Origin of the sequence: Sphingomonas sp. (assembly GCF_017745215.1) — a bacterium.
Lineage (GTDB): Bacteria > Pseudomonadota > Alphaproteobacteria > Sphingomonadales > Sphingomonadaceae > Sphingomonas.
On sequence record NZ_JAGHZV010000004.1, the window covers coordinates 44,773 to 68,358 of the forward strand.

The 23,586-nt window shown below is 70.0% G+C and carries 18 protein-coding genes; 11 read left to right on the forward strand and 7 right to left on the reverse strand.

What is annotated here, in order from left to right:
- Window positions 1-119 precede the first annotated feature (119 nt).
- Window positions 120-551 carry a CoA-binding protein gene (locus tag J7495_RS05435; protein ID WP_294055157.1) on the reverse strand — a complete coding sequence of 144 codons (432 nt, stop codon included), beginning with the start codon at window positions 549-551 and terminating at the stop codon, window positions 120-122.
- 32 nt (window positions 552-583) lie between these two features.
- Complete coding sequence (locus J7495_RS05440) at window positions 584-1,546, reverse strand: Mrp/NBP35 family ATP-binding protein (RefSeq protein WP_294055159.1); 963 nt, start codon at window positions 1,544-1,546, stop codon at window positions 584-586.
- A 123-nt stretch (window positions 1,547-1,669) separates the two neighbouring features.
- On the opposite strand from J7495_RS05440, the gene J7495_RS05445 reads away from it, so the two are divergent.
- The 4 genes from J7495_RS05445 to J7495_RS05460 all read left to right on the forward strand — a co-directional run bounded on the left by J7495_RS05445 (window position 1,670) and on the right by J7495_RS05460 (window position 7,059).
- On the forward strand, window positions 1,670-2,776 hold the full coding sequence (locus J7495_RS05445) for a protease modulator HflK (RefSeq protein ID WP_294055161.1): 1,107 nt from the start codon (window positions 1,670-1,672) through the stop codon (window positions 2,774-2,776).
- Window positions 2,773-3,636, forward strand: coding sequence for a protease modulator HflC (locus J7495_RS05450; protein ID WP_294055162.1), 864 nt, complete (start codon window positions 2,773-2,775; stop codon window positions 3,634-3,636). The genes J7495_RS05445 and J7495_RS05450 overlap by 4 nt, the downstream gene beginning before the upstream one ends.
- A 94-nt stretch (window positions 3,637-3,730) precedes the next feature.
- Complete coding sequence (locus tag J7495_RS05455) at window positions 3,731-5,242, forward strand: Do family serine endopeptidase (protein WP_294055164.1); 1,512 nt, start codon at window positions 3,731-3,733, stop codon at window positions 5,240-5,242.
- A 173-nt stretch (window positions 5,243-5,415) separates the two neighbouring features.
- The gene (locus J7495_RS05460; protein WP_294055166.1) at window positions 5,416-7,059 is read left to right on the forward strand and encodes a helicase HerA-like domain-containing protein; all 1,644 of its coding nucleotides are present in this window, start codon (window positions 5,416-5,418) and stop codon (window positions 7,057-7,059) included.
- 125 nt (window positions 7,060-7,184) lie between these two features.
- Here J7495_RS05460 and J7495_RS05465 read toward each other — a convergent pair whose 3' ends face one another.
- On the reverse strand, window positions 7,185-8,264 hold the full coding sequence (locus J7495_RS05465) for an AI-2E family transporter (protein ID WP_294055168.1): 1,080 nt from the start codon (window positions 8,262-8,264) through the stop codon (window positions 7,185-7,187).
- An 88-nt stretch (window positions 8,265-8,352) separates the two neighbouring features.
- Here J7495_RS05465 and J7495_RS05470 point away from each other — a divergent pair, with 88 nt between their 5' ends.
- The 4 genes from J7495_RS05470 (at window position 8,353) to J7495_RS05485 (ending at window position 15,766) form a co-directional block, all read left to right on the forward strand.
- Window positions 8,353-9,834 (forward strand): aldehyde dehydrogenase family protein, encoded by a 1,482-nt coding sequence (locus tag J7495_RS05470; protein ID WP_294055170.1) that lies wholly within the window; start codon window positions 8,353-8,355, stop codon window positions 9,832-9,834.
- 125 nt (window positions 9,835-9,959) lie between these two features.
- Window positions 9,960-10,346 carry a DUF427 domain-containing protein gene (locus tag J7495_RS05475; protein ID WP_294055171.1) on the forward strand — a complete coding sequence of 129 codons (387 nt, stop codon included), beginning with the start codon at window positions 9,960-9,962 and terminating at the stop codon, window positions 10,344-10,346.
- 138 nt (window positions 10,347-10,484) lie between these two features.
- A complete protein-coding gene (locus J7495_RS05480; protein ID WP_294055173.1) occupies window positions 10,485-14,051 on the forward strand; it encodes a hypothetical protein in 3,567 nt (1,188 codons plus the stop codon).
- A 131-nt stretch (window positions 14,052-14,182) separates the two neighbouring features.
- Entirely contained in the window at window positions 14,183-15,766 is a 1,584-nt protein-coding gene (locus J7495_RS05485) for a peptidase S10 (RefSeq protein WP_294055175.1), read from the forward strand.
- Window positions 15,767-15,889: 123 nt separating this feature from the next.
- Here the strand turns inward: J7495_RS05485 and J7495_RS05490 are convergent, their stop codons facing one another.
- The 4 genes from J7495_RS05490 to J7495_RS05505 all read right to left on the reverse strand — a co-directional run bounded on the left by J7495_RS05490 (window position 15,890) and on the right by J7495_RS05505 (window position 20,375).
- Complete coding sequence (locus J7495_RS05490) at window positions 15,890-17,053, reverse strand: acyl-CoA dehydrogenase family protein (RefSeq protein WP_294055177.1); 1,164 nt, start codon at window positions 17,051-17,053, stop codon at window positions 15,890-15,892.
- A 114-nt stretch (window positions 17,054-17,167) separates the two neighbouring features.
- Window positions 17,168-17,947 (reverse strand): SDR family NAD(P)-dependent oxidoreductase, encoded by a 780-nt coding sequence (locus J7495_RS05495; protein WP_294055179.1) that lies wholly within the window; start codon window positions 17,945-17,947, stop codon window positions 17,168-17,170.
- Window positions 17,948-17,958: 11 nt separating this feature from the next.
- On the reverse strand, window positions 17,959-19,053 hold the full coding sequence (locus J7495_RS05500; RefSeq protein ID WP_294055181.1) for a CaiB/BaiF CoA-transferase family protein: 1,095 nt from the start codon (window positions 19,051-19,053) through the stop codon (window positions 17,959-17,961).
- 170 nt (window positions 19,054-19,223) lie between these two features.
- Window positions 19,224-20,375, reverse strand: a complete 1,152-nt coding sequence (locus J7495_RS05505) for an acetyl-CoA C-acetyltransferase (protein WP_294055182.1) — start codon at window positions 20,373-20,375, stop codon at window positions 19,224-19,226.
- Between the two features lie 193 nt (window positions 20,376-20,568).
- Between J7495_RS05505 and J7495_RS05510 the strand changes: the two genes are divergently transcribed.
- The 3 genes from J7495_RS05510 to J7495_RS05520 are packed head-to-tail and all read left to right on the forward strand — an operon-like array spanning window position 20,569 to window position 23,578.
- Window positions 20,569-20,742, forward strand: coding sequence for a hypothetical protein (locus J7495_RS05510; RefSeq protein WP_294055184.1), 174 nt, complete (start codon window positions 20,569-20,571; stop codon window positions 20,740-20,742).
- A gap of 27 nt (window positions 20,743-20,769) precedes the next feature.
- Window positions 20,770-22,653 carry an asparagine synthetase B family protein gene (locus tag J7495_RS05515; RefSeq protein ID WP_294055186.1) on the forward strand — a complete coding sequence of 628 codons (1,884 nt, stop codon included), beginning with the start codon at window positions 20,770-20,772 and terminating at the stop codon, window positions 22,651-22,653.
- Entirely contained in the window at window positions 22,646-23,578 is a 933-nt protein-coding gene (locus J7495_RS05520) for a hypothetical protein (protein WP_294055187.1), read from the forward strand. Before J7495_RS05515 ends, J7495_RS05520 begins: the two co-directional genes overlap by 8 nt.
- The last annotated feature ends 8 nt before the right edge of the window (window positions 23,579-23,586 follow it).

Sequence of the window (23,586 nt, forward strand, 5' to 3'; positions counted from 1 at the left end):
TGAACAGACGCGCGGCCGGCTCGGCAGGGTGATCGGCGGGATCGACGATGCGAAAGAGCAGTGCCAACTGCTCGCGCCGCAAATCCTATTTTGCAAGCGGGCCGAGGCCGGACTCAGCCTCAGGCCGCGATCCGCGCCACGCCGAGCCGCGGAATCTCGATCGCCGGGCAGCGGTCCATCACCACGTCGAGCCCCGCCGCCTCGGCGCGCGCGGCGGCGTCGGGGTTGATCACGCCGATCTGCAGCCACACTGCCTTGGCGCCGACCGCGATCGCGGCGTCGACGGCCTCGCCCGCGGCGAGCGGGCGGCGGAAGATGTCGACCATGTCGATCGGCCCGGCGATATCGCTGAGCTCGGCCACCACCGTCTCGCCGAGCAACGGCTGGCCGGCGAGCTGGGGGTTCACGGGGATGACGCGATAGCCGTGGCGCTGGAGCATGCGCATCACGCCATGGCTCGGCCGGTCGGGCCGGTCGGACGCGCCGACCAGCGCGATGGTGCGCACGCGCTCTAGCAGCGCCTTGATCTCGGGACCGGTTTCCAGCGTCATCGCCATCTCCTCTTCGCCCTGGAGATAGGAACTCAGGCCGCCGTTTTCAGCCACCCCATGACCTGCGCCGCCAGCCGCAGGAAAACCTCGGCACCAGGCCCGTCGCCGGCCGCGGGCGGCTCGCCGGCGTCCGAGGCCTGGCGGATCGCCATCTCGAGCGGCACGCGGCCGAGGAAGGGCAGCTCCATCGCCGCCGCCGCGCTCTCGGCGCCGCCGCGGCCGAAGGGATCGGAGACTTCGCCGCAATGCGGGCAAGCATAGCCAGCCATGTTCTCGACGACGCCGATCACCGGGACCTCGGTCCGCTCGAACAGGTCGACCGCGCGCCGCGCGTCGATCAGCGCAAGATCCTGCGGCGTCGAGACGATCACCGCGCCCGCCGGCTTGTACTTCTGGACCATCGTCAGCTGGACGTCGCCAGTGCCCGGCGGCAGGTCGAGCACGAGAACCTCGGCATCGCCCCAGTCGGCATCCACCAGCTGGCCGAGCGCGCTCCCGGCCATCGGTCCGCGCCAGGCGATCGCCTGGCCTTCCTTCACCAGCGCGCCCATCGACAGCATCGGCACGCCGAACTTCGTCTCGATCGGGATCATCTTCTCGCCCGCCGCCTTGGGCTTCACGCCTTCGACGCCGAGCAGCTTGGTCTGCGAGGGGCCGTAGATGTCGGCATCGACGAGGCCGACCTTGAGCCCGCCGCGCGCCAGCGCGATCGCAAGGTTGGCGGCGACGGTCGACTTGCCCACCCCGCCCTTGCCGCTCGCCACCGCGATGAGCCGGCGCCGGGTGCGCTCGCTGGTCTGGAGCACGCGGACATCATCCACGCCCGGCAGCGCGAGCGCCGCGGCGCGGACGTCGGCCTCGAGCGCGTCGCGCACCGCGGCGGGCATGCCGGTCACGTCGAGGACGATGCTCGCGCGCCCTTCCGAAAAGCGGACACTCGCGCGTCCGGCGGCGACGGGGGCGATCGCCGCCTGGATGGTTTCACGGTCGGTCATGGCGCCGCACATAGGCAGCGGGCCCGGCGCTGGCCACCCCGCCGCGCCCGAACGGGACATGCTTTCGGCACAATCGCGCGCACTGCCTCTGTAAATCCGCGCAACCGCACTTATAAAGGCCGCATGGCAAAACAGACGGGCGGGCTCGACGGAGCCGGCATCCTGCACAATGAGCCGCCGAAGAGCCCCTGGGGCAATGGCGGCAAGAACGACGGCAACGGCGGCTCGGGAGGCGGATCCGGCGGCGGCGGCGGCCCGCGCAATCCCTGGAACTTCCCCCCCAACGGCAAGAAGTCGCGCCCCGGTGCCGCGTCGCTCGACGAGTTCATCAAGCGCGCGCGCGGCGGCGGCGGCCCGGGCCTTCCCGGCCTGCCCAGCGGCTGGCGGCTGTGGGCCGCGGTGGTCGGCGGCCTCGTCCTGATCTGGGTGATCTTCTCGTCGGTCCATGTCATCGGCCCGCAGGAGCGTGGCGTGGCGAGCCTGTTCGGCCGCTATTCGACGACGCTGACGCCCGGCTTCAAGTTCACGCTGCCCGCGCCGTTCATGACGGTCGACGTCGTCGATGTGCAGAACATCCACACCGAGACCTTCCCGAAGAACAGCGGCGACAATCTGATGCTCACGAGCGACCAGAACATCGTCGACCTCACTTATTCGGTGCGCTGGGACATCTCGAACGCGCCCGACTTCGTCTTCCAGATCGCCGATCCGCAGGAGACGGTGCGCGCGACCGCGGAGAGCGCGATGCGCGCGGTGGTCGCCACCTCGACGCTCAACGAAGCGATCGGCGACGGCCGCAGCCGCATCGAAGCGCGCGTGCAGATCATGATGCAGCAGATCCTCGACGACTATCATTCGGGCATCCGCATCCAGGGCGTGGCGATCCAGAAGGCCGGTCCGCCCTCGCAGGTCGACGATGCCTTCAAGGCCGTGACCGCCGCGCAGCAGGCCGCGCAGGCGAACAAGAACAACGCCAATGCCTATGCCCAGCAGGTGATCGCGGCCGCGCAGGGCCAGGCCGCCGAGTTCGACAAGCTCTACGAACAGTACAAGCTCGCCCCCGAAGTCACGCGGCGGCGGATGTATTACGAGACGATGGAAGCCGTGCTCCAGAAGTCCGACAAGGTGATCGTCGAGGCGCCGGGGGTCACGCCCTATCTGCCGATCCCGGGGCTCAAGCGTCCCGATCCGCAGCCCGACCAGCCCGCCAGCCAGGGAGACGCCAAGTGACCAGCTGGCTCCGCAATCCGATCGCGCTCGTCAGCGCCGCGCTGCTGCTGGTGGTCCTGGCGATCAGCAGCTTCTCGATCGTCGACGAGCAGCACCAGGCCGTGATCCTCCGGCTCGAGCAGCCGCTCGGCAAGCCGATCAACGCCTACAAGCCCGGCGAGGTCTATGGCCGCACCGGCGCGGGCGTGATCTTCCACATCCCGTTCGTCGATCGCGTCGTCTGGGTCGACAAGCGGGTGCTCGACGTCGACCTGACCAACCAGCCGGTGCTCTCCACCGACCGGTTGCGGCTCGAGGTCGACGCCTATGCGCGCTTCCGCGTGGTCGATCCGCTCCAGATGGTGGTGACCGTCGGCACGGTCGATCGCGTGCGCGACCAGCTCGAGCCGCTGTTCGGCTCGGCGCTGCGCAACGAGCTCGCCAAGGTCCCCGCGTCGATGCTGCTGAGCCCCGAGCGCGGCGAAGTGATGGACGACATTCAGGCCTCGCTCCAGCGACTCGCCAGCCAGTACGGCGTCGAGATCGTCGACGTCCGGATCAAGCATGCCGACCTGCCGAGCGGATCGCCGCTCACCAGCGCGCTCGACCGGATGCGCACCGCGCGCCAGCAGGAAGCTGCGACGATCGAGGCGCAGGGGCTGAAGGATGCGCAGATCATCCGCGCCAACGCCTCGGCGCAGGCCGCGCAAATCTATGCCGCGAGCTTCGGCAAGGACCCGGAATTCTACAATTTCTACCGCGCGATGCAGTCGTACCGCACGACCTTCCTCGCGCAGACGCCGCAAAAGGGATCGACGCAGATCATCCTGTCGCCGCAGAACGGCTATCTCAGGGAGTTCATGAACGGGGGGCAACGGTGAAGCTGTCCAGACGTTCATATTCAATTGGCGTTCAGCATTCCGGGGCGAAACTCGCCTCCGGACGCGAAACCCGTTTCTAAGAGGATTTCATCCCGTGCGTTACGCCTATGCCCTAGCCACCTCGCTTCTCCTCGGCGGCGCTGCCGCCACGCTCGCCCTCCACCAGCCCGCCGGCGCGCAGACCGCGCAGAACGAGCCCGGCGCGATCCAGGCCGCCGCGCCGCGCGGCGGCGCGCCGATGAGCTTCGCCGACATGGTCGCCAAGCTCCAGCCGGCAGTGGTCAACATCTCGACCACCCAGCGCGTGCAGGTGCAGACCAACCCCTTCGCGGGCACGCCGTTCGGCGACCTGTTCGGCCAGCAGGCGCCGAGCAAGCCGGTGACGCGCCAGGCCGAATCGCTCGGCTCGGGCTTCGTGATCTCGGCGGACGGCTATGTCGTCACCAACAACCACGTCATCTCGGCGGGCGACCGCGGCGCGGTGGTCGAATCGATCTCGGTCAAGCTCGCGGACGGCCGCGAGTTCAAGGCCAAGCTGATCGGCCGCGACGCCCAGTCGGACCTCGCGCTGCTCAAGATCGACGGCGTGACCAACCTGCCGTTCGTCAAGTTCGGCGATTCGGGCAATGCGCGCGTCGGCGACTGGGTGGTCGCGATCGGCAATCCCTTCGGCCTGGGCGGCACCGTCACCGCGGGCATCATCTCGGCCGTGCACCGCGTCACCGGATCGGGCGCCTATGACCGGTTCATCCAGACCGACGCCTCGATCAACCGCGGCAATTCGGGCGGCCCGATGTTCGATCTCAACGGCAATGTGATCGGCATCAACTCGCAGATCCTGTCGCCGACCGGCGGCAACGTCGGCATCGGCTTCGCGATCCCCGCCGAAGAGGCCAAGCCGGTGATCGACCAGCTGATGAAGGGCACCGCGATCAAGCGCGGCTACCTCGGCGTCGGCATGCAGGACGTGACCGACGACATCGCCGACGCGCTGGGCGTGCCCAAGGGCCGCGGCACGCTGGTGAGCCGCGTCGAGCCGGGCGAGGCCGCCGACAAGGCGGGCGTGAAGCAGGGCGACGTGATCGTTGCGGTGAACGGCAAGGACGTGACGCCCGACCAGACGCTCTCCTATCTCGTCGCCAACGTGACGCCGGGCACCAAGGTGCCGATCCAGGTGATCCGCGACGGCAAGCCGATCACGCTCAACGTGACCGTCGGCACGCGGCCGAGCGAGGAGCAGCTCGCCGCGAACAACTTCGACCCGAACGACGACGGCTCGGGCGACGGCAATGGCGCGCCCGACGCGCAGGCGGCGTCGCTTGGCGTCGCGGTCCAGCCGCTCACCCCGCAGATCGCACAGAGCGTCGGCGTCGACCCCAAGACCAGCGGCCTGGTGGTGCTCGGCGTCGATCCTTCGAGCGACGCGGCCGGCAAGGGCCTGCGCCGCGGCGACGTGATCGTCTCGGCCAACAAGGCGCCGGTCGGCAATGCCGGCGATCTCGCCAAGGCCGTGCAGGCGAGCAAGACCGCCGGCAAGGGAACGGTGCTGCTCTACATCCAGCGCCGCAACTTCGGCGCCTATGTGCCGGTCGAGATCGGCGGCTGATCCGGCCCAAATCGCGAAGCAACGAAGGGGCGGGAGCGGAAGCTTCCGCCCTTTTCGTTTCCGTGGGCTCCAATCCCCGCTATCGCCACCTCATCGGACGATGCCCCCTGAATCGTCATCCCGGCTTTCGCCGGGATGACGGCTGAATTGATTGGGCGCTGGAAGGACTGGGAATGGGCGAGACGATCTTCGTGGGCGCGGGAAGCGGCAAGCCCGTCGAGCTGGTGCTCAGGCGCGCCAACCGCCACGGGCTGATCGCCGGCGCCACCGGCACGGGCAAGACCGTGACCGTCCAGGGGATCATCGACAGCCTCTCGGCCGCCGGCGTGCCCTGCTTCGTCGCCGACGTGAAGGGCGACCTTTCCGGCCTCGCCATGGCCGGATCGCCCGCCGCCAAGCTCCACGAGACCTTCGCCGCGCGCGCCGCCGAGATCGGCTATGCCGGCTGGGCCTATGCCGACAATCCGGTGCAGTTCTGGGATTTGTTCGGGGCACAGGGCCATCCGATCCGCACCACCGTCAGCGAGATGGGCCCGCTGCTGCTCGCGCGGCTGATGGACCTCAACGACGTGCAGGAGGGCGTGCTCACCATCGCCTTCACCGTCGCCGACAAGGACCGGCTGCTGCTCCTCGACCTCGACGATCTCCAGGCGATGCTCGCGCATTGCGCCGAGCGCGCCGACGAGCTCACCACCACCTATGGCAACGTCTCGAAGCAATCGGTGGGCGCGATCCAGCGCTCGCTGCTCCAGCTGCGCAGCCAGGGCGGCGACGCCTTCTTCGGCGAGCCGGCGCTGTCTATGAAGGACTTCATCGCGAGCGACGACAGGGGCCGCGGCGTGGTCAACATCCTCGCCGCCGACAGGCTGATGGCGAGCCCCAGGCTCTACGCGACCTTCCTGCTCTGGCTGCTCTCCGACCTGTTCGAGAGCCTTCCCGAGGTCGGCGACCCCGACAAGCCGGTGCTCGCCTTCTTCTTCGACGAGGCGCATCTGCTGTTCGCCGACGCACCCAAGGCGCTGCTCGAGAAGATCGAGCAGGTCGTGCGGCTGATCCGGTCGAAGGGGGTGGGCGTCTATTTCATCACCCAGAACCCGATCGACGTGCCCGACAGCGTCGCGGGGCAGCTCGGCAACCGCGTCCAGCACGCGCTGCGCGCCTTCACGCCGCGCGACCAGGCCGCGGTCAAGGCCGCCGCCCGGACCTTCCGCGCCAATCCGGGCGTCGACGTCGAGGTGGCGATCACCGAGCTGAAGGTCGGCGAGGCGCTGGTCTCGCTGCTCCAGGACGACGGCGCGCCCGCCCCGGTCGAGCGCGTGCTGGTCAAGCCGCCGGCGTCGCGCGTCGGCCCGGTGACGGCGGACGAGCGCAAGCTGCTGATCGAGACCGACGCGGTCGGCGCGAAATACGACGCGCGGATCGATCGCGAATCGGCCGAGGAGCTGCTCCACGCCAAGGCGGCCGAGGCGAGCGCGGCGGCGGCCGAGGCGCAGGCGAAGGACGATGCCGACAAGGCCGCGTCGGCGCAGGCCAAGGAGGACGCCCGGGCTGCCAAGGATGCCGAGCGCGCGCGCATCGCGGCGGAGCGCGACGCCGACCGCCAGGCGCGGCTCGAGGCCCAGGCGCAGCGCCAAGCCGAGCGCGAGGCGGCGAACAATCCGTGGAACCGCGCAGTGACCCAGGCGACACGCTCGGCGAGCAACGCGGCGGCGCGCGAAGTGGCGAACCAGGTGTCGAAGGCTGTGTTCGGCAGCTCGCGCGGCATCGGCGCGAGCCTCGTGCGCGGGCTGCTCGGAGGGCTGTTCAAGGGGCGGTGAGGCCCGACCTCTCCACGATTTCTCCTCCCTGGAAGGGAGGGGTTAGGGGTGGGTTGCGCTCAGCGAGCCGGAGGGTTTGTGGAGACCCACCCACCCCCAGCCTCTCCCTTGCACGGACGGGAGAATCAGGACTCGTCGATCGCGATAGGGACCTCCCCCTCCCCCACGAACTCGCGCCACAACATCACCAGCACTGCCGCCACCGCCGGCCCGATGAACAGCCCGAGCAGTCCCAGCGTCTCGACTCCGCCCAGGATCCCGATCAGCACCCACAGGAACGGCAGCCGCGTCGCGCCGCCGATCATCGCGGGGCGGATGAAGTGGTCGGCGACGAAGATGATCGCGGTGCCCGCCGCCGCCACGATGATCGCGCCCATCACCGATCCCTGCACCACCAGCAGCAGCGCCGCGACGGCGAACACCAAGGGCGCGCCGAACGGGATCATCGCCGCCACCGCGGTCAGCGCGCCGAGCAGCAGCGGGTGCGGCACGCCGGCCAGCAGGTAGACGATCGCCATCAGCGCGCCGACCCCGAGCCCGACGAGAACCAGCCCGTCGATCGTGCCGCGCACCGATCGGATCGCCTGCACCCCGACGCGCTCGCCCGTCGGCCCGAACAGCCGCTCGCCGGCGACGCGCGCCTGCGCGATCAGACGATCGCGGTCGCGCAGCACGAAGAACAGCGTGAGCAGCGTGAAGCCGAAGGTCACCACGCGGTGGAGCACGCTCACCCCGATCGTCCGCGAGCGCGTGAGCCATTCGCTGCTGCTGAGCGCGCGGAGCTGCTCCGACGCGCCTTCGGGCGTGGCGAGATGCGCCTGCCACCAGCCGCGCACGGCATCGGCGCCGGTCGGCAGGTGGTTCACCCAGTCGGGCACCGGGATGCCCTGCGCCTGCGCGGTGGTGATCCACACCGCAATGTCGTGCGCCTCGCGCAGCGCCTGGCTGATCCCGAAGCCGAGCGGCGCGAGCACGACGAGCAGCGCGAGCAGGGTGATCGCACCCGGGATCACCACGCGGTGGGTGCCGTGCAGCCACTCGCGCAGCTTCAGGTGCAGCGGATCGACCGCGATCGCGATCACCGCCGCCCAGAGCAGCGCCGGCAGGAAGCCGCGGACGACCCACAGGCCAAGCAGCAACAGCGCGCCGACGAGCACCAGCCGCGCGATGCGCTGGGCAGCGGGGGAAGGTTGGGGCAGGTTCATGGGCCGAACCTAGCGTCGAAACCGCGGGATTTATATCTCTCAACCGCGAGGAGTTGTCTGTGGGGCGATCATCCGCCACTTGACCCTCATGACCCAACTTCCCCCCGCCGGCACCGAAGCCGCGCAGATCCTCGTCGACCTCGGTTGCCCGCTGCCCGCCACCGGTCGCCCCTCGCCGATCGACGGCAGCGCGATGCCCGCAGTCCCTGACACGACCGACGTCGACGCCGCCATCGCGCGCTCGGTCACGGCCTTCGAGGCCTGGCGCCGGGTCCCCGCTCCCGTCCGCGGCCAGCTCGTCCGCCGCTTCGGCGAAGCGCTGCGCACGCACCGCGAGCCGCTCGGCCGGCTCGTCACGATCGAGACCGGCAAGCCGCTCAGCGAAGGCATCGGCGAAGTGCAAGAGATGATCGACATCTGCGAGTTCGCGGTCGGCCTCTCGCGCCAGCTCTACGGCCTCACCATCGCGAGCGAGCGCCCCGAGCACCACATGCGTGAGCTCTGGCATCCGCTCGGCCCCGTCGCGGTGATCAGCGCGTTCAACTTCCCGGTCGCGGTCTGGGCGTGGAACGCGTGCGTCGCGCTGGTCTGCGGCGATTCGGTGCTGTGGAAGCCGAGCGAGAAGACCCCCGTCACCGCGCATGCGGTCCAGGCGGTGTTCGACCGCGTCGCCGCCGAGTTCGACGCACCCGCGGCGCTCGCCCAGCTCGTCACCGGCGGGCGCGAGACCGGCGCGGCGCTCGCGGCCGACCCGCGCATCCCGCTCGTCTCGGCGACGGGCAGCGTGGCGATGGGCCGCGCGGTCGCCCAGACCGTCGCGGCGCGGCTCGGGCGCAGCCTGCTCGAGCTCGGCGGCAACGCCGCGACGATCGTCTGCCCTTCGGCCGACCTCGACCTTGCGGTCCGCGCGATCGCCTTCGGCGCGGCAGGCACCACCGGCCAGCGCTGCACCACGACGCGCCGGCTGATCGTCCATGACTCGGTCTATGAGGCACTGCTCCCGCGGCTGAGGAAGGCGTTCGCGTCGCTGCGCATCGGCGACCCGCGCGACCCCGCGACGCTGATCGGACCGCTGATCGACGAGGATGCGATGTTCGCGATGCGCCACGCGCTCGATCGCGCCCGTACCGAACGCGCCACCGTCACCGGCGGGGCCTGGCTCGAGGGAGGCTATGTCGAGCCCGCGCTCGTCGAGATGCCCGCCCAGTCCGACCTCGTCCGCGAGGAGACCTTCGCGCCGATCCTCTACGTGCTGCGCTACACCGATTTCGCCGAGGCGATCCGCCTCCAGCGCGACGTGCCGCAGGGGCTGTCCTCGTCGATCCTCACCAACGACCTGCGCGAGGCCGAAGCCTTCCTCTCCGCCACCGGCTCGGACTGCGGCATCGCCAACGTCAACATGGGCACCAGCGGCGCCGAGATCGGCGGCGCGTTCGGCGGCGAGAAGGAGACCGGCGGCGGCCGCGAGTCGGGATCGGATGCGTGGAAGGCGTACATGCGCCGCCAGACCCAGAACGTGAACTACGGGCGGAGCCTGCCGCTCGCCCAGGGGGTGGAATTCGATCTTTAGGGTGGGAACCCAGCCCACTTGAATCGTCATCCCGGCTTTCGCCGGGATGACGAAGAAGTAAGTCGCGGCATCCCTCCCCAACGCTCCTTCGCGCTCCCATATGGGCGGGCGAAGGAGACTTCCCCGTGTCCACTCGCCCCGTCCTCACGCCCGGCCCCGACCATCCCATCACGGTCGATCGCAACGCCAACCGGATCATCGTCCGCCTCGGCGAGCGCGTCATCGCCGACACGACCCGTTCGCTGACGCTGCGCGAGGCCAGCTATCCGCCGGTCCACTATATCCCGCGCGAGGACGTCGACATGGTGCAGCTCGGCGCCAGCGACCACGCCACCTACTGCCCCTACAAGGGCTGGGCCGGCTATTTCAGCCTCCCCGCGCTCGGCGAGGCGGGCGACAATGCGGTGTGGACCTATGAGCAGCCCTATGACGCAGTCGCCGACATCGCCGGCCACCTCGCCTTCTACCCCAACCGCGTCGAGCTGACCGAAGCCGCGGCCCAGCAGGCCTGACCACCGCCCTCCGGAGCGATGGCGCCGTAATGGCCTAAAAGTCGCTCCCGGCGCCGCGGCTTTCCGGCAATAAGCAAGGCCGACGGCCCGCCGGGGCGGAAGGGGGCCGCAAGCGCTCTTGCTGGGGGGAGGTTAGCCATGGCGGCCGGCTCGTTCGATCGCACGTCCTATCCGGTCACCCGCTGGGTCTCGCCCGACGGCGACGACCATGACGCGGGCACGCGCTACGCGCCGTTCCGCAGCCTCGACCGCGCGCAGGCCGAGGTCCGCCGATTCGCCGAAAGCGCGCCGCCGGGGAGCGAGATCCAGGTCCTGCTGATGGAAGGCGAGTATCCCCTCGCCGAGCCGCTCCGCTTCGACCCCGCGCTGTTCGGCCCCGACGGCCCGCGCGTCCGCTTCGCCAGCGCGGGGGATGCCGTACCCGTGATCTCGGGCGGCGTGCGCATCACCGGCTGGACGCTCCACGATCCCGATCGCAACATCTGGCAGGCGAGCGCGCGCGGCCTCAACAGCCGCCAGCTGATCGTGGGCGGCCGGCGCGCCCAGCGCGCGCGCACGACGATGCCCGACGGCGGCCTCCCCGCGGGCTTCCGCCCCACCCCCGTCGTTCCCCAGCCCGCCAAGGGCGGCGAAGCCTATACGATCGGCGGCGGGATCGACTACGTCCCCACCGACCTCAACCCGGCGCCGTGGCGCGACCCGATGCTCTGGAAGAATGCCGACCAGGTCGAGGCCGTGATCCAGACGCAGTGGAAGATGATCCGCGTGCCGCTGCGCAAGGTCCACCCGCCGCTCGGCCCCGCGCCCGGCCGGATCGAGATGGCCCAGCCCGCCTGGACCAACGCCAACCTCGTCTTCACCAAACAGCCCGACGGCAGCCTCGCCCCCGGCATCTGGTCGTTCTGGCAGGTCTCCTGGTTCGAGAACCACGTCGCCTTCCTCGACACGCCCGGGGAATGGGTGCTCGACGCCGCCGCGGACACGATCTTCTACATGCCCCGCGCGGGCGAGGACCTGGCGACAGTTGAAGCCATCCTCCCCGTGGTCGAGACGCTGGTCGAGGCGCACGGCAGCGAGGAAGCGCCGGTGTGCAACCTCGCCTTCGAAGGCCTCGCCTTCCGCCACGCGACCTGGCTCGGGCCGAGCGGCGACGACGGCTATGTCGTCGACCAGAGCGGCTTCCACCTGGTGGGCAGCGGTCATCGCTCGAACGTCACCGGCCATTTCGAGCATGTTATCCGCACGCCCGGCAACCTCAGCTTCCGCCACGCTCGCAATATCCGCTTCGAGCGCTGCGACTTCGCGCACCTGGGCGCCGTCGCGGTCGATTTCGGCACCGGCAGCCAGGGCAACCGCATCCACGGCTGCAACTTCGACGACATTGCCTCGGCCGCGATCCAGATCGGCGGGATCGACCGGATCGACTATTTCGAGCCCAGCACCGCCAACCACACGCGCGACAACCAGGTCACCGCCAACCGCATCCGCCGCACGGGCCGCGACTATAGCGACTCCGCGGCGATCTACCTCGGCTTCACCACCAACAGCCTCGTCGCCAGCAACAGCATCGCCGAGACGCCCTGGTCGGGCATCGCGCTCGGCTGGGGCTGGGGGCTGCTCGATCCGGGGAGCTTCCCGGGCGTCCCCGGCGCGACATCGGGCCAATGGGGCGTGCCGCCGTCGCGCACGGTCAATTGCGGCAACCGCATCCTCCACAACCATATCGAGCGCTTCCTCGAGCAATTGTGGGACGGCGGCGCGATCTATTGCTGCGGCTGGCAGGGCAACGGCTTCGACGACGCGCTGCGGATCGAAGGCAATGTGCTCTGCCGCAAGCGCCCCGCGGCGGGCGGCAACATCCTCTACAATGACGGCGGCAGCCGCTACCTCATCGTGACCGGGAACGCCTCCTTCGACAATCCGATCGGCGCGATCGACCTCGGCCCCAAGCCGCGCCCCGGCGATCCATTGCCGTACGACGCCGCCCCCAGCGTCGTGAACGGCGTCCCCTATGGCGGCGACGTCGGCGGCTGCGTCACCTATGGCGACATCCGCTATGAAGGCAATTACTGGGCGGCCGGGCTGATCCCGGTCAAAGAGGCGCTCACCGACGCAGTCGAGGAACTGCTCACCCTCCTCTTCACCGGCCACGCCTTCGGCACCTATGGCCCCGGCGGCTTCTTCGACATCTGCCCCTATTCGCAGGGGCACGTCTCCTATCCGACCAACCTCGTCTTCGAAGACAACCACCAGATCCCGTTGGGCAAGGCCGACGTGCCGCCGTCGCTCCTCGCCGCCGCCGGCGTGCCCGACGCGACGCGCGGCATCGTCGCGAGCGGCCCGGCGCCCGCGGGCGGCGGCGCGTCCTTCCCGCCGCGCAATCCGGGGCCGAGCTGGAACGTGCCGCGCGTCTCGCTGCCCGGGCTGTTCGGCGTGCAGAAGCAGTACGCCAAGGAATGGTGGTATTATGTCGGCATCGCCGACGCCGCCGACGGCAAGCGCTTCGGCCTCCAGCTCGAGATCAGCCGCTTCTCGCTCGGCAGCCTCCAGCTCGGGCTGGGCATCACCGGCATCGGCTGGCGCGACGCCACGGGCCGCGACTTCTACCTGAGCGCCGAGGGCGTCGGCTTCGGCGGGGCGCTGCGCGTGCCGCCGGTGAGCGACACGGCGTTCAGCGCGCACCTCCGCCCGCTGATCGAGATCACCGGCCGGTCGAGCGATTTGAAGCGTGACCTCCACTGGAACCTCCCGATCTTCGGCGGCAGCGACGGCTGGAAGTTCGACTATCTCCCCGCCCCCTCGCAGGGCGCCCCGCTCGGCACGCCGGGCTCGCGCTATGCGCTGGCGGTCAAGGGCCGCGGCTTCGTCACCGACGCGACCAGCGCCGACACGCGCGCGGCCAGCTACGCGCTCGACCTCGAGCTCACCGATCGCCGCGGCATGGTGATGGAAGGGCTCTCGGGCTATGTCGGCCCGGCGATGTTCACCGACGACGACATCGGTCTCGCATCCTACGAATGCGCCCAGCCGGTGCTGCGCATCGGCCGGGGCAGCCTGACGATCGACGGCACCGCGCACGCCATCGCCGGCGGCACGCTGTGGCTCGACCGCCAGCTGATCGCCGGCGCGCCGAGCGACACCCCACCCTCGCTCTTTGCCGCGCTCAAGGGCCAGGCGCCCGCGGCGAAGCAGCTCTACCTCGGCGACTGGCTGGGCATCACGCTCGACGACGGGCTGTCGCTCGCGCTCGCGCTGTTCTGGCGCCCGTCGACGCCGCAATGGATCACCGGCACCAAGGTCGGCCGGCCGCCGAAACAGGGCTTCGGCAACCTCTACTTGCCCGTCCAGGGCCACCAGCCGCAGGGCAACGGCGGGCTCGCGCTCAAGCCGCGGCTGGGCCCGGGCGACGATTGGGACTTCGATCTCAACATCCTCGATCCCGGGACCCCCGACGCCTCTCCCCACTGGACCTCGCCCGCCTCGGGCCACAGCTATGCGACGGCCTGGCAGATCGACTTCGCCCCGCGCGTCCAGCGCCTCGGCCTGCCGCCGACGCTCTACCTCCGCGCGCTCAGCGAGAATTGCGAGATCATCCCCGGCGACGCGAGCGGTGCCTTCTTCGAAGGCGCCGCGCTCGCCTTCGCCGACCGCGAGGGCAAGCGGCGGATCGGCCAGGCCTTCGTCGAGCAGATGGGGTTCAACTAGAGGAAGAGCCCTGGAGCCTTCAATCCTCCCCTGGAAGGGGAGGATTGAAGGTTCGACCAAGCCACCCGCTTTACATCCGCCCGCCCCCACGGCAGCGTCGCGCCTTCGCCACGCCGCAACGAAAGCCCGCCATGAAGACCTTCCTCGCCGCGCTCCTCGCGATGCTCGCCGCGGCCGTGCCCGCCCAGGCGCAGAAGGACGACGCGACCGACGCCTTCTTCAAGCCGAGCGAGACCCGGTCGAACGGCAGCGTCACCATCGGCGGCGCGCGCATCGCTTACCAGGCGATCGCCGGCACGCTCGTCGTCCATGCCAAGGACTGGCAGGACACCGACGCGATCGAAGCGGAGAAGGGCAAGGCCGACAAGGACGACGCCAAGCCCAAGCCAGAAGCGTCGATGTTCTACACCGCCTACTTCAGGACCGGCGCCCCCGCCGCCAACCGCCCGATCACCTTCGTCTTCAACGGCGGCCCCGGCTCCTCGTCGATCTGGCTCCACATGGGCGCCTTCGGCCCCGTCCGCGTCGAGACCCCCGACCTCGCCCACGCCCCCGCCGCGCCCTATGCCCTGGTCAACAACGACCAGAGCCTGCTCGACGTCTCGGACCTCGTCTTCATCGATGCGCCCGGCACCGGCTTCAGCCGCGTCGCCGGCGACAAGAAGGAAGAGGCCTTCTACGGCGTCGACCAGGACATCCATGCCTTCGCCGAGTTCATCGGCGCCTTCCTCGACAGATACCAGCGCTGGAACTCGCCCAAATATGTCCTGGGCGAGAGCTACGGCACGATGCGCGGCGCCGGGCTGGCGCTCGCGCTCCAGCAGGCGAGCATCGATCTGAACGGCGTGATCCTGCTCTCGGACATCCTCAACTGGGACCTCGTGCCCGACGATCCGCAAGTGAATCCCGCGATCGACGCGCCCTATGTCGTGGCGCTGCCCACCTATGCCGCCACTGCCTGGTACCACCATCGGCTCGCCAGCCAGCCGCCCGCGCTCCGGCCCTTCCTCGACGAAGTCGAGGCGTTTGCCACGGGCGATTATGCGCTCGCGCTGATGCAGGGCAATTCGCTGCCCCTCGAGCGCCGCCAGGCGATCGCCGCGAAGCTCGCGGGCTATACCGGCCTCTCCGAAGCCTATCTGCTCAGGACCAACCTCCGCATCGAATATGGCGCCTTCCAGAAGGAGCTGATGGCGGGCGACGACCGCACCACCGGTACGCTCGACACGCGCTTCACCGGCTGGACGATCGACGCGCTGAGCAAGGTCGCGAGCTACGATCCGCAGGGCTCGGCGCTCGAGAGCGCCTATGTCGCGGCGTTCAACGCCTATGCGCGCGGCACGCTCGGCTATGGCGAAGGCATGCGCTTCAAGCCCGGCATCGATATCTACGGCAGCTGGGACTATAAGCACCAGCCGCCGGGCGCGGGCAAGCCGCTGATCGCGCTGCCCAACGTCCTGCCCGATCTCGCCGTGGCGATGAAGCAGAATCCCAATCTCAAGGTGATGGTCAACGGCGGCTATTTCGACGTCTCGACGCCCTATTTCGCCGGCCGCTACGAGATGCGCCACTTGCCGGTGCCGCCCGCGATCGCGGCGAACGTCGAATATCATTACTACGAGTCGGGCCACATGGTCTATGTGAACCCCGCCGTCCTCAAGGCCTTCCGCGCCGACGTCGCCGACTTCATCCGGCGGACCGACAATCTGCCCTGAGGCGATCCTTTACTTACACCGTCATCCCGGCGAAAGCCGGGACCCAGGGCCATGAGCGACGTCCTTTGTAACCCTGAGTCCCGGCTTTCGCCGGGATGACGGCGGATTCAATCAACGATCATTCTACAGAGATCGCGCGATCAGCAGCTTCATGATCTCGTTCGACCCGCCGTAGATCCGCTGCACCCGCGCGTTGCGCCACATCCGCGCGATCGGATAGTCATTGATATAGCCATAGCCGCCATGGAGCTGCAGGCATTCGTCGAGCACCTGCCACTCGGTGTCGGTCACCCAATATTTGGCGATCGCCGCAGTGGTGAGGTCGAGGCTTCCCGCCACCTGGCGCTCGATGCAGTCGCCCACGAACACCTTTGCCACCGTCGCCTTGGCCTTGCACTCGGCGAGCTTGAACTGGGTGTTCTGGAAGTCGATCACGCGCTGGCCGAATGCCTTGCGCTCCTTGACGTACTCCGAGGTGACGTCGATCGCCTTCTCCATCGTCACCACGCTGGAAACCGCGATGACGAGGCGCTCGCGCGGCAGCTCGGCCATCAGCTGGCGGAAGCCCTGGCCTTCCTCGAGCCCGAGCAGGTTCTCCGCCGGCACCCAGACGTCGTCGAAGAACAGCTCGCTGGTGTCCTGCGCGTCGAGCCCGATCTTGTCGAGCGCCTTGCCGCGGCGGAAGCCCTCGGCCTCGGCGGTTTCGACGACGAGCAGCGAGACGCCCTTGGCGCCCTCGGCCGGGTTGGTCTTGGCGACCACGATGATGAAGTCGGCGATCTGGCCGTTCGAGATGAAGGTCTTGGCGCCGTTGATCCGATAGCCGTTGCCGTCGCGCAGCGCTGTGGTGCGCACCGACTGGAGGTCCGATCCCGCGCTCGGCTCGCTCATCGCGATCGCCGAGACGAGCTCGCCCGAGCAGAGCCGCGGCAGCCAGCGGCGCTTCTGCTCCTCGGTGCCGTGCGCGAGGACATAGGGGAGGATGATGACGTTGTGCAGCGACAGCGCAAAGCCGTCGACGCCGTGGCGCCCGACCTGCTCGACCAGCGCGACGTCGTGGCGGAAGTCGCCGCCGCCGCCGCCATACTCCGCCGGGATCGATGCGCCCAGCAGCCCCGCCGCGCCCGCCTGGCGCCAGAAGGCGCGCTCGACCTGCCCCGCCTCGCGCCACTTCGCGATCCGCTCGGGCGGCGCCTCGCGCTCGAAGAACTTGCCCGCAGCTTCGCTCAGCAGCTGGACCTCGGGATCGAGCATGCACTCGGGCGGCGGGACGTCGAGACCAGGCATGAACCTCTCCACTCTCAATCGTCATCCCGGCGAAAGCCGGGACCCAGGGCAGCAAGCCGTGTCACCCGTGGCCCTGGGTCCCGGCTTTCGCCGGGATGACGGCTCATTGTCGGATTATCGGGGGGCCATCCTGATGGCGCCATCCAACCGCACGTCCTCGCCGTTGAAATAGGGGTTGCGCAGCATCTCCATCGCGAGACTGGCGTAATCGACGGGGTTTCCGAGGCGTTTGGGGAAGGGAACCGTGGCAGCGAGCGCGCCGCGGACGTGATCGGGGAGCGCGCCGAGCAGCGGCGTGTCGAACAGGCCCGGCAGGATGGTGTTGATCCGGATCCCCTCGCCCGAGAGGTCGCGCGCGATCGGCAGGGTCATGCCGACGATCCCCGCCTTCGACGCCGAATAGGCCGCCTGGCCGATCTGCCCGTCCTCCGCCGCCGCGCTCGCAGTGTTGACGATCGCGCCGCGCTCGCCCCCCTCGTCCGGCTCGAGCGTGAGCATCCCCGCCGCCGCCTTGGCGATGCAGCGGAAGGTGCCGACGAGGTTCACCTGGATCACCCAGTCGAACGCCGCGGCCGGGAAAGCCTTGATCTCGCCCGTCGCCTTGTCGCGGCTCGCGGTCTTGAAGGCATTGCCAACGCCGGCGCAGTTCACCAGGATCCGCTCCTGCCCATGCGCGGCGCGCGCCTTCTCGAAGCCCGCATCCACCTCCGCGTCCGAGCGCACGTCGACCTTGCAGAACACCCCGCCGAGCTCGGCCGCAAGCGCCTCGCCCTTGTCGGCGTTCAAGTCGAACAGCGCGACCTTCGCCCCTGCCGCCGCAAGCGCCCGCGCGGTCGCCGCGCCCAGCCCCGATGCGCCCCCGGTGACCACCGCGGCGGTGCCTTCGAACTTCATGTCCCTCTCTCCTATCCAATCACGCCGCGCGCACGCAGCGATTCCACCTCGTCGGCGCCGATTCCGAGCTCGGCGAGCACCGCGCCGGTCGCTTCGCCCGCCACTGCCGCCCTCGGCTCGTCCGCGGGCGTCGCCGAGAAGCGCGGCGCCGGCGCCGGCGCCTCGCCGACGAAGGCAGCCCTCGCCCGGTTGTGCGGATGCTCGAGCGCCTCGCCCGGGGTGAGCACCGGCGAGACGCAGGCATCGGGATCGAAATGCGCGACCCAGTCGTCGCGCGGCCGGCCGGCGAAGATCGCCGCGAATTGGGCGATGCGATCGGGCCAGCGGCCGACGTCCATCTGCCCGGCGGGATCGACGCCCAGCCCCTCGGCGAGCGCGCGGTAGAAATGCGGCTCGATCGCGCCCACCGCGACCGAGCGCCCATCAGCACAGGCATAGCAGCGGTAGAAGGGCGCCGCGCCGCTCAGCAGATTCGCGCCGGGTCCGTCGCGCCACAGCCCCGCCGAGCGGAACCCCCAGCTCATCGCCGCGAGCAGCCCCGCGCCTTCGGTCATCGCCGCGTCGACCACCTGCCCCGGCGCGCCCATCCGCACCGCGAGCAGGGCGCTCACCATCCCGAAGGCGAGCAGCATCCCGCCACCGCCGAAATCGCCGACATAATTGACCGGCGCGACCGGCGGCTCGCCCGGGCGCCCGATCCCGTCGAGCACGCCGGCGACCGCGATGTAATTGATGTCGTGACCCGGCGCCTGGGCGAGCGGCCCGTCCTGCCCCCAGCCGGTCATCCGGCCGTAGACGAGCTTCGGGTTATCCTCGAGCAGTTCGCCAGGGCCCAGCCCCAGCCGCTCCATCACGCCGGGACGAAAGCCTTCGATCAGCCCGTCGGCAGTCGCGCACAGCCGCCGCGCGAGGTCGACGCCGTCGCTCGCCTTCAAGTTGAGCGCGATCGAGCGCCGGTTGCGGCTGAGCGAATGCGGCGGGAAGGTCTCGCGCGGCCGTTCGATGCGGATCACCTCGGCGCCGTGGTCGGCGAGCATCATCCCGGCGAACGGGCCCGGCCCGATCCCCGCGAACTCGACGATGCGGATGTCGGTGAGGGCAGGCATCAGCTTCCCATTTCAAATCCTCCCCTGGAAGGGGAGGTGGCGGCCCGAAGGGCTGACGGAGGGGTAGCTCTCCACGAGCTACACAGCCCGTGGAGAGCTACCCCTCCACCACGCTTCGCGTGGTCCCCCTCCCCTTCCAGGGGAGGATTGAGAAGAAGGGAACGCATGACCTACAGCGCCTCGACGATGGTGACGTTGGCGATGCCGCCGCCTTCGCACATCGTCTGCAGCCCGTAGCGCAGGCCGCGCTTGCGCAGGCCATGGACCAGCGTCGCCATCAGCTTGGTGCCCGAGGCGCCCAGCGGATGGCCGAGCGCGATCGCGCCGCCGTTGACGTTGAGCTTCGCCGGATCGCCGCCGCTGTGTTCGAGCCAGGCGAGCGGCACCGGCGCGAACGCTTCGTTGACTTCGTAGAGGTCGATGTCGGCGAGCTTCATCCCCGAGCGCTGGAGCGCGCGATCGGTGGCGAACAGGGGCTCCTCGAGCATCACCACCGGATCGCCCGCGGTGACGGTGAGGTTCACGATCCGCGCGAGCGGGGTCAGGCCATGCTCCTTGAGCGCGGCCTCGGAGACGACCATCACCGCCGACGCGCCGTCGCAGATCTGGCTGGCGTTGCCCGCAGTGATCACCCCGCCCTCGGCAAGCGTCTTCAACCCCGCGAGCCCCTCGGCGGTCGCATCGAAGCGGATGCCTTCGTCCACCACATGCCGCTCGACGCCGTCAGGCGTCTCGACCTCCAGCGCGACGATCTCCTCGGCGAAGTCGCCGCGTTCGGTGGCGGCGGCGCCGCGGCGATGGCTCTCGAGCGCAAAGGCATCGAGCCGCTCGCGGTCATAGCCATATTTCCGCGCGATCATCTCGGCGCCGGTGAACTGACTGAACCCGCGCACGCCGAAGCGATCGAGCACCTTCTGGCTGAACGGCTTGCCGCCCGCCACCGAGGTGCCCATCGGCACGCGGCTCATATGCTCGACGCCTGCGGCGATGACGACGTCCTGCGTGCCGCTCATCACCGCCTGCGCGGCGAACTGGATCGCCTGTTGCGAACTGCCGCACTGCCGGTCGATCGAGACCGCCGGCACGCTCTGCGGAAGCGTCGAGGCGAGCACGCAATTGCGCCCGATGTGCAGCGCCTGCTCGCCGGCCTGGCCGACGCAGCCCATGATCACATCGTCGATTCGCGCCGGATCGACGCCGCTCCGCTCGGCCACCGCCGAAAGCACCGCGCCGCCCAGGTCACTGGGATGCCAGCCCATCAGCCGGCCGCCCCGCCGCCCGCCGGCGGTGCGCACCGCCGCGACGATATAGGCTTCCGGCATCGCTTCCTCCCCATCGCGAGCGCTCGACCGGCGCTCAATTGACATGAGTGTAAGTGAGACCTCGGCGAGCGGCAACGGGACTCTTCGCCAAATTGCGGGCGGGATGCGATCCATCCCGTTTTGGATGGGCTAATGTTGCGCCTGCGTAGCGGCCATGTTACCCAGAGTTGAGTGAATGCAAGGGGGGAATACCATGCGCGACGACCTCATCACCGGGAAGGGCGACGGCATTTCCGACGCGCCCCGCAAGCCGCGCTGGCGCACGCCGAAACTTGTGGCGGACAATATCACTGCAGTGACGCACGCGGATTTTTCGCCGGGTACCGATGCTTATGACGGCACGTCGACTTCCTACGGCCCGAGCTGAGCCTGGCCTTCCAGCGCACCGATTGTCATGACCGAGTTCGCCGGACTGGTTCGTCTGGACGATCTGCGCGTCGATCCTGCCTCGATCGATCGCCTGACTCGCGCGGTTCATGGTGCCGGGCGGCCGGTCCGCTGGCAGCCGGACCCGTCTTGTTTCTTCGTCGAAGCGCGCGTCGAGGGAGAGCCGCTTCCAAGTCAGCCTGACGACGACACGGCTATCCTGGCCGACGTATGGCTCGAAGCGCCGGGCGACGCCGCGCGCGCGCTGGGGCTGAACCGGGCGATCGCGGATCGTGCCCTCGTCACCGCCGCCTGCGCGTCATGGGGGGCGGAGGCCGCCGCAGACCGATTGCCCGGCGCGCTCGCGCTCGCGCATTGGGACGGCAGGGCACGCCGCCTCACGCTCGCACGCGACGCGTTTGGCGACCGGCCGCTCTATTATGTTGAGACGCCCGCGCTGATCCTGTTCGCCACCACGCTCCAGGCGATGCTCGCCATGCCCGAGACGCCGCGCGAGCTGGACGAGACGGTGATCGCCGACACGCTTGCCCGGGCGCTGCGCGATCCGGAGCGGACGATCTACCGCCACATCCGCCGCGTCCCGCCGGGCGGCAGCGTGACTTTCGAGCGCGGCCGCTGCAAGGTCGGGCGCTGGTACGGTCGCGAGCGCATCGCGCGGGTGCGATTCCGACGCGACGAGGACTATGTCGAGGCGGCGCGTGCGCTCCTCGACGCCGCGGTCGCGGCGCGGCTGCCGCGGGATGGCGGCTGCGCGACGACGCTCTCGGGCGGGTTCGATTCGGCCGGCGTCACCGCCACTGCGGCGCAGCTGCTCAACGGCGAACGCTTGCCCGTCTTCACGCGACTCGCTGATGCCGAGCATTGCCGGATCGAAGGCGACGAGGCGCGGCTCGCAGCGCTGCTCGTCCAGCGCCACCCGAACATCGACTGGCACGTGATCGACCGCGACGACCCCGCTGCCTCGGGGTTCGACCCCGACCGCGATGCGCGCGCGCGGCTGGTGCCGCGGATGGCCGCGCTCAACGGGCCCTGGTTCGAATCGCTCTACCTCGCGGTCGGGCGGCACGGCGCCACGCGGCTGCTGAACGGCGGGACGGGCAACATGACGCTGTCCTACGAGGGGCGTGCCGATGCGATCGGCGCGCTGCGCCATGGCCGGATCGGCGACGCCTGTCGCGAGATCGGCGGCGCGGCGCGGCGCGGCGGCCGGTCGCTCCCGCGCGCAGCCGCCGCGGCGCTGTTCCAGGGGATCGCGCCGCGCTCGCTCCGGCGCTGGCGCACGCGGCTGCGCGACGGGCGCCTGGCCTGGCTCCGCCATTCGATGCTCGCGCCCGACTTCCTCGACGCGCTCGACTATGCCGATCATGCCCGCACGCTCGGTCACGACATTCCGTTCGAGCCGGAGGGCGACAGCATCGACTATCGCCTGCGTATGCTCCAGTCGCAGGGCACCGCCGACATGCAGGGGTTCGTCCGCCGCCGCTGGCGCTTCGACCTGCTCGATCCCTATCGCGACCGCCGGCTCGCCGAATTCTGCCTGGGCATTCCCGACGAGCAGCACCGGCAGGGCGGCGAGGGCCGCCGGCTCGCGCGCCGCGTGCTCGCCGACCGGGTGCCGGCCGAGACGCTCGCCCGCCAGGGGCGCGGCCGGCAGGCGAGCGACTGGTTCGCGCTGCCGTCCGGGCGCCGCGAGGAAATGGCCGAGGCAGTCGATCGGATCGCACGCTCGCCGCTCGCCAGTCGCGTGCTCGACGTGCCGCGGATGCGCGTGCTGCTCGATACCTGGCCGCGAGACGGCGAGACGGCGAGCCAGGCGCGCCACGGCAGCGCGCTCCAGCGGGGGATCGCGATGGGCGCGTTCCTGCGCTGGCACGAGGGCCGCAATGACTGATCCGGCGGCTCATCGCGGCTACACGCTCGCCGGCTGGCGCGTGGTCAGCGCGATCGCGCTCCCCGAACTGGCGTCGTGGACCGGCGACGACCGGGCGCCGGACCTCGAGATCGTGCTGGGCCCGGTGCCCGACGCGCTCGACGCGCCACGGCTGCGCACGCCGGTCGCGCAGATCGAAGCGAGCGGGCGCGCGCGCTTCGGCATCGCCTCGGTCGGGACCTATCTGGTGGAGCCGGGGCGGATCACCATCGATCCGCACATGGCGCCGGATGCGCCCGACGTGCGGCTCTTCCTGTTCGGCACGCCGTTCGGGATCGCCTGCCATCAGCGGGGGCTGGTGCCGCTCCATGCCTCCACCGTCGAAGTCGATGGCGAGGCGGTCGCCTTCACGGGCGCCTCGGGCGTCGGCAAGTCGACGCTGGCCGCCGCCTTCCAGCGCCGCGGGCATCGCCTGCTCGGCGACGATGTCGCGCCGGTGCAGGTGAACGGCGAGCAGGCCCTGATCCTTCCCGGCATCCGGCGCGTGCGGCTGTGGGAGGATTCGGCGCAGGCCGCAGGCTGGGACGTCGCCGCGCTCGAGCCGTGCCGGGTCGGCATGAGCAAGTTCAGCCACGCGCCCGAGAACAGCTTCGCCGAAGCACCGCTCAGGGCGCGCGCGATCGTCCATCTCGAACGCCAGCCGAGGAGCGTGGGCGAAGCGAGCTTCCGCCGGCTGCGCGGCCGCCAGGCGGTGCGGCGCGCGAGCGACGAGATCTTCCGCCTGCGCTCGCTCCGCGCGCTCGCCGGCGACGCCGAAGCGCTGGTGCGCAGCGCGCGGCTGGCGGGCGCGATCCCGCAACATTTCGTGCTCACGCGGCCGCATCGCTTCGAGGATCTCGACACGCATGTCGACATGATCCTCGAGACGATCCGCCGCGACGGCTAGCGGCGGCG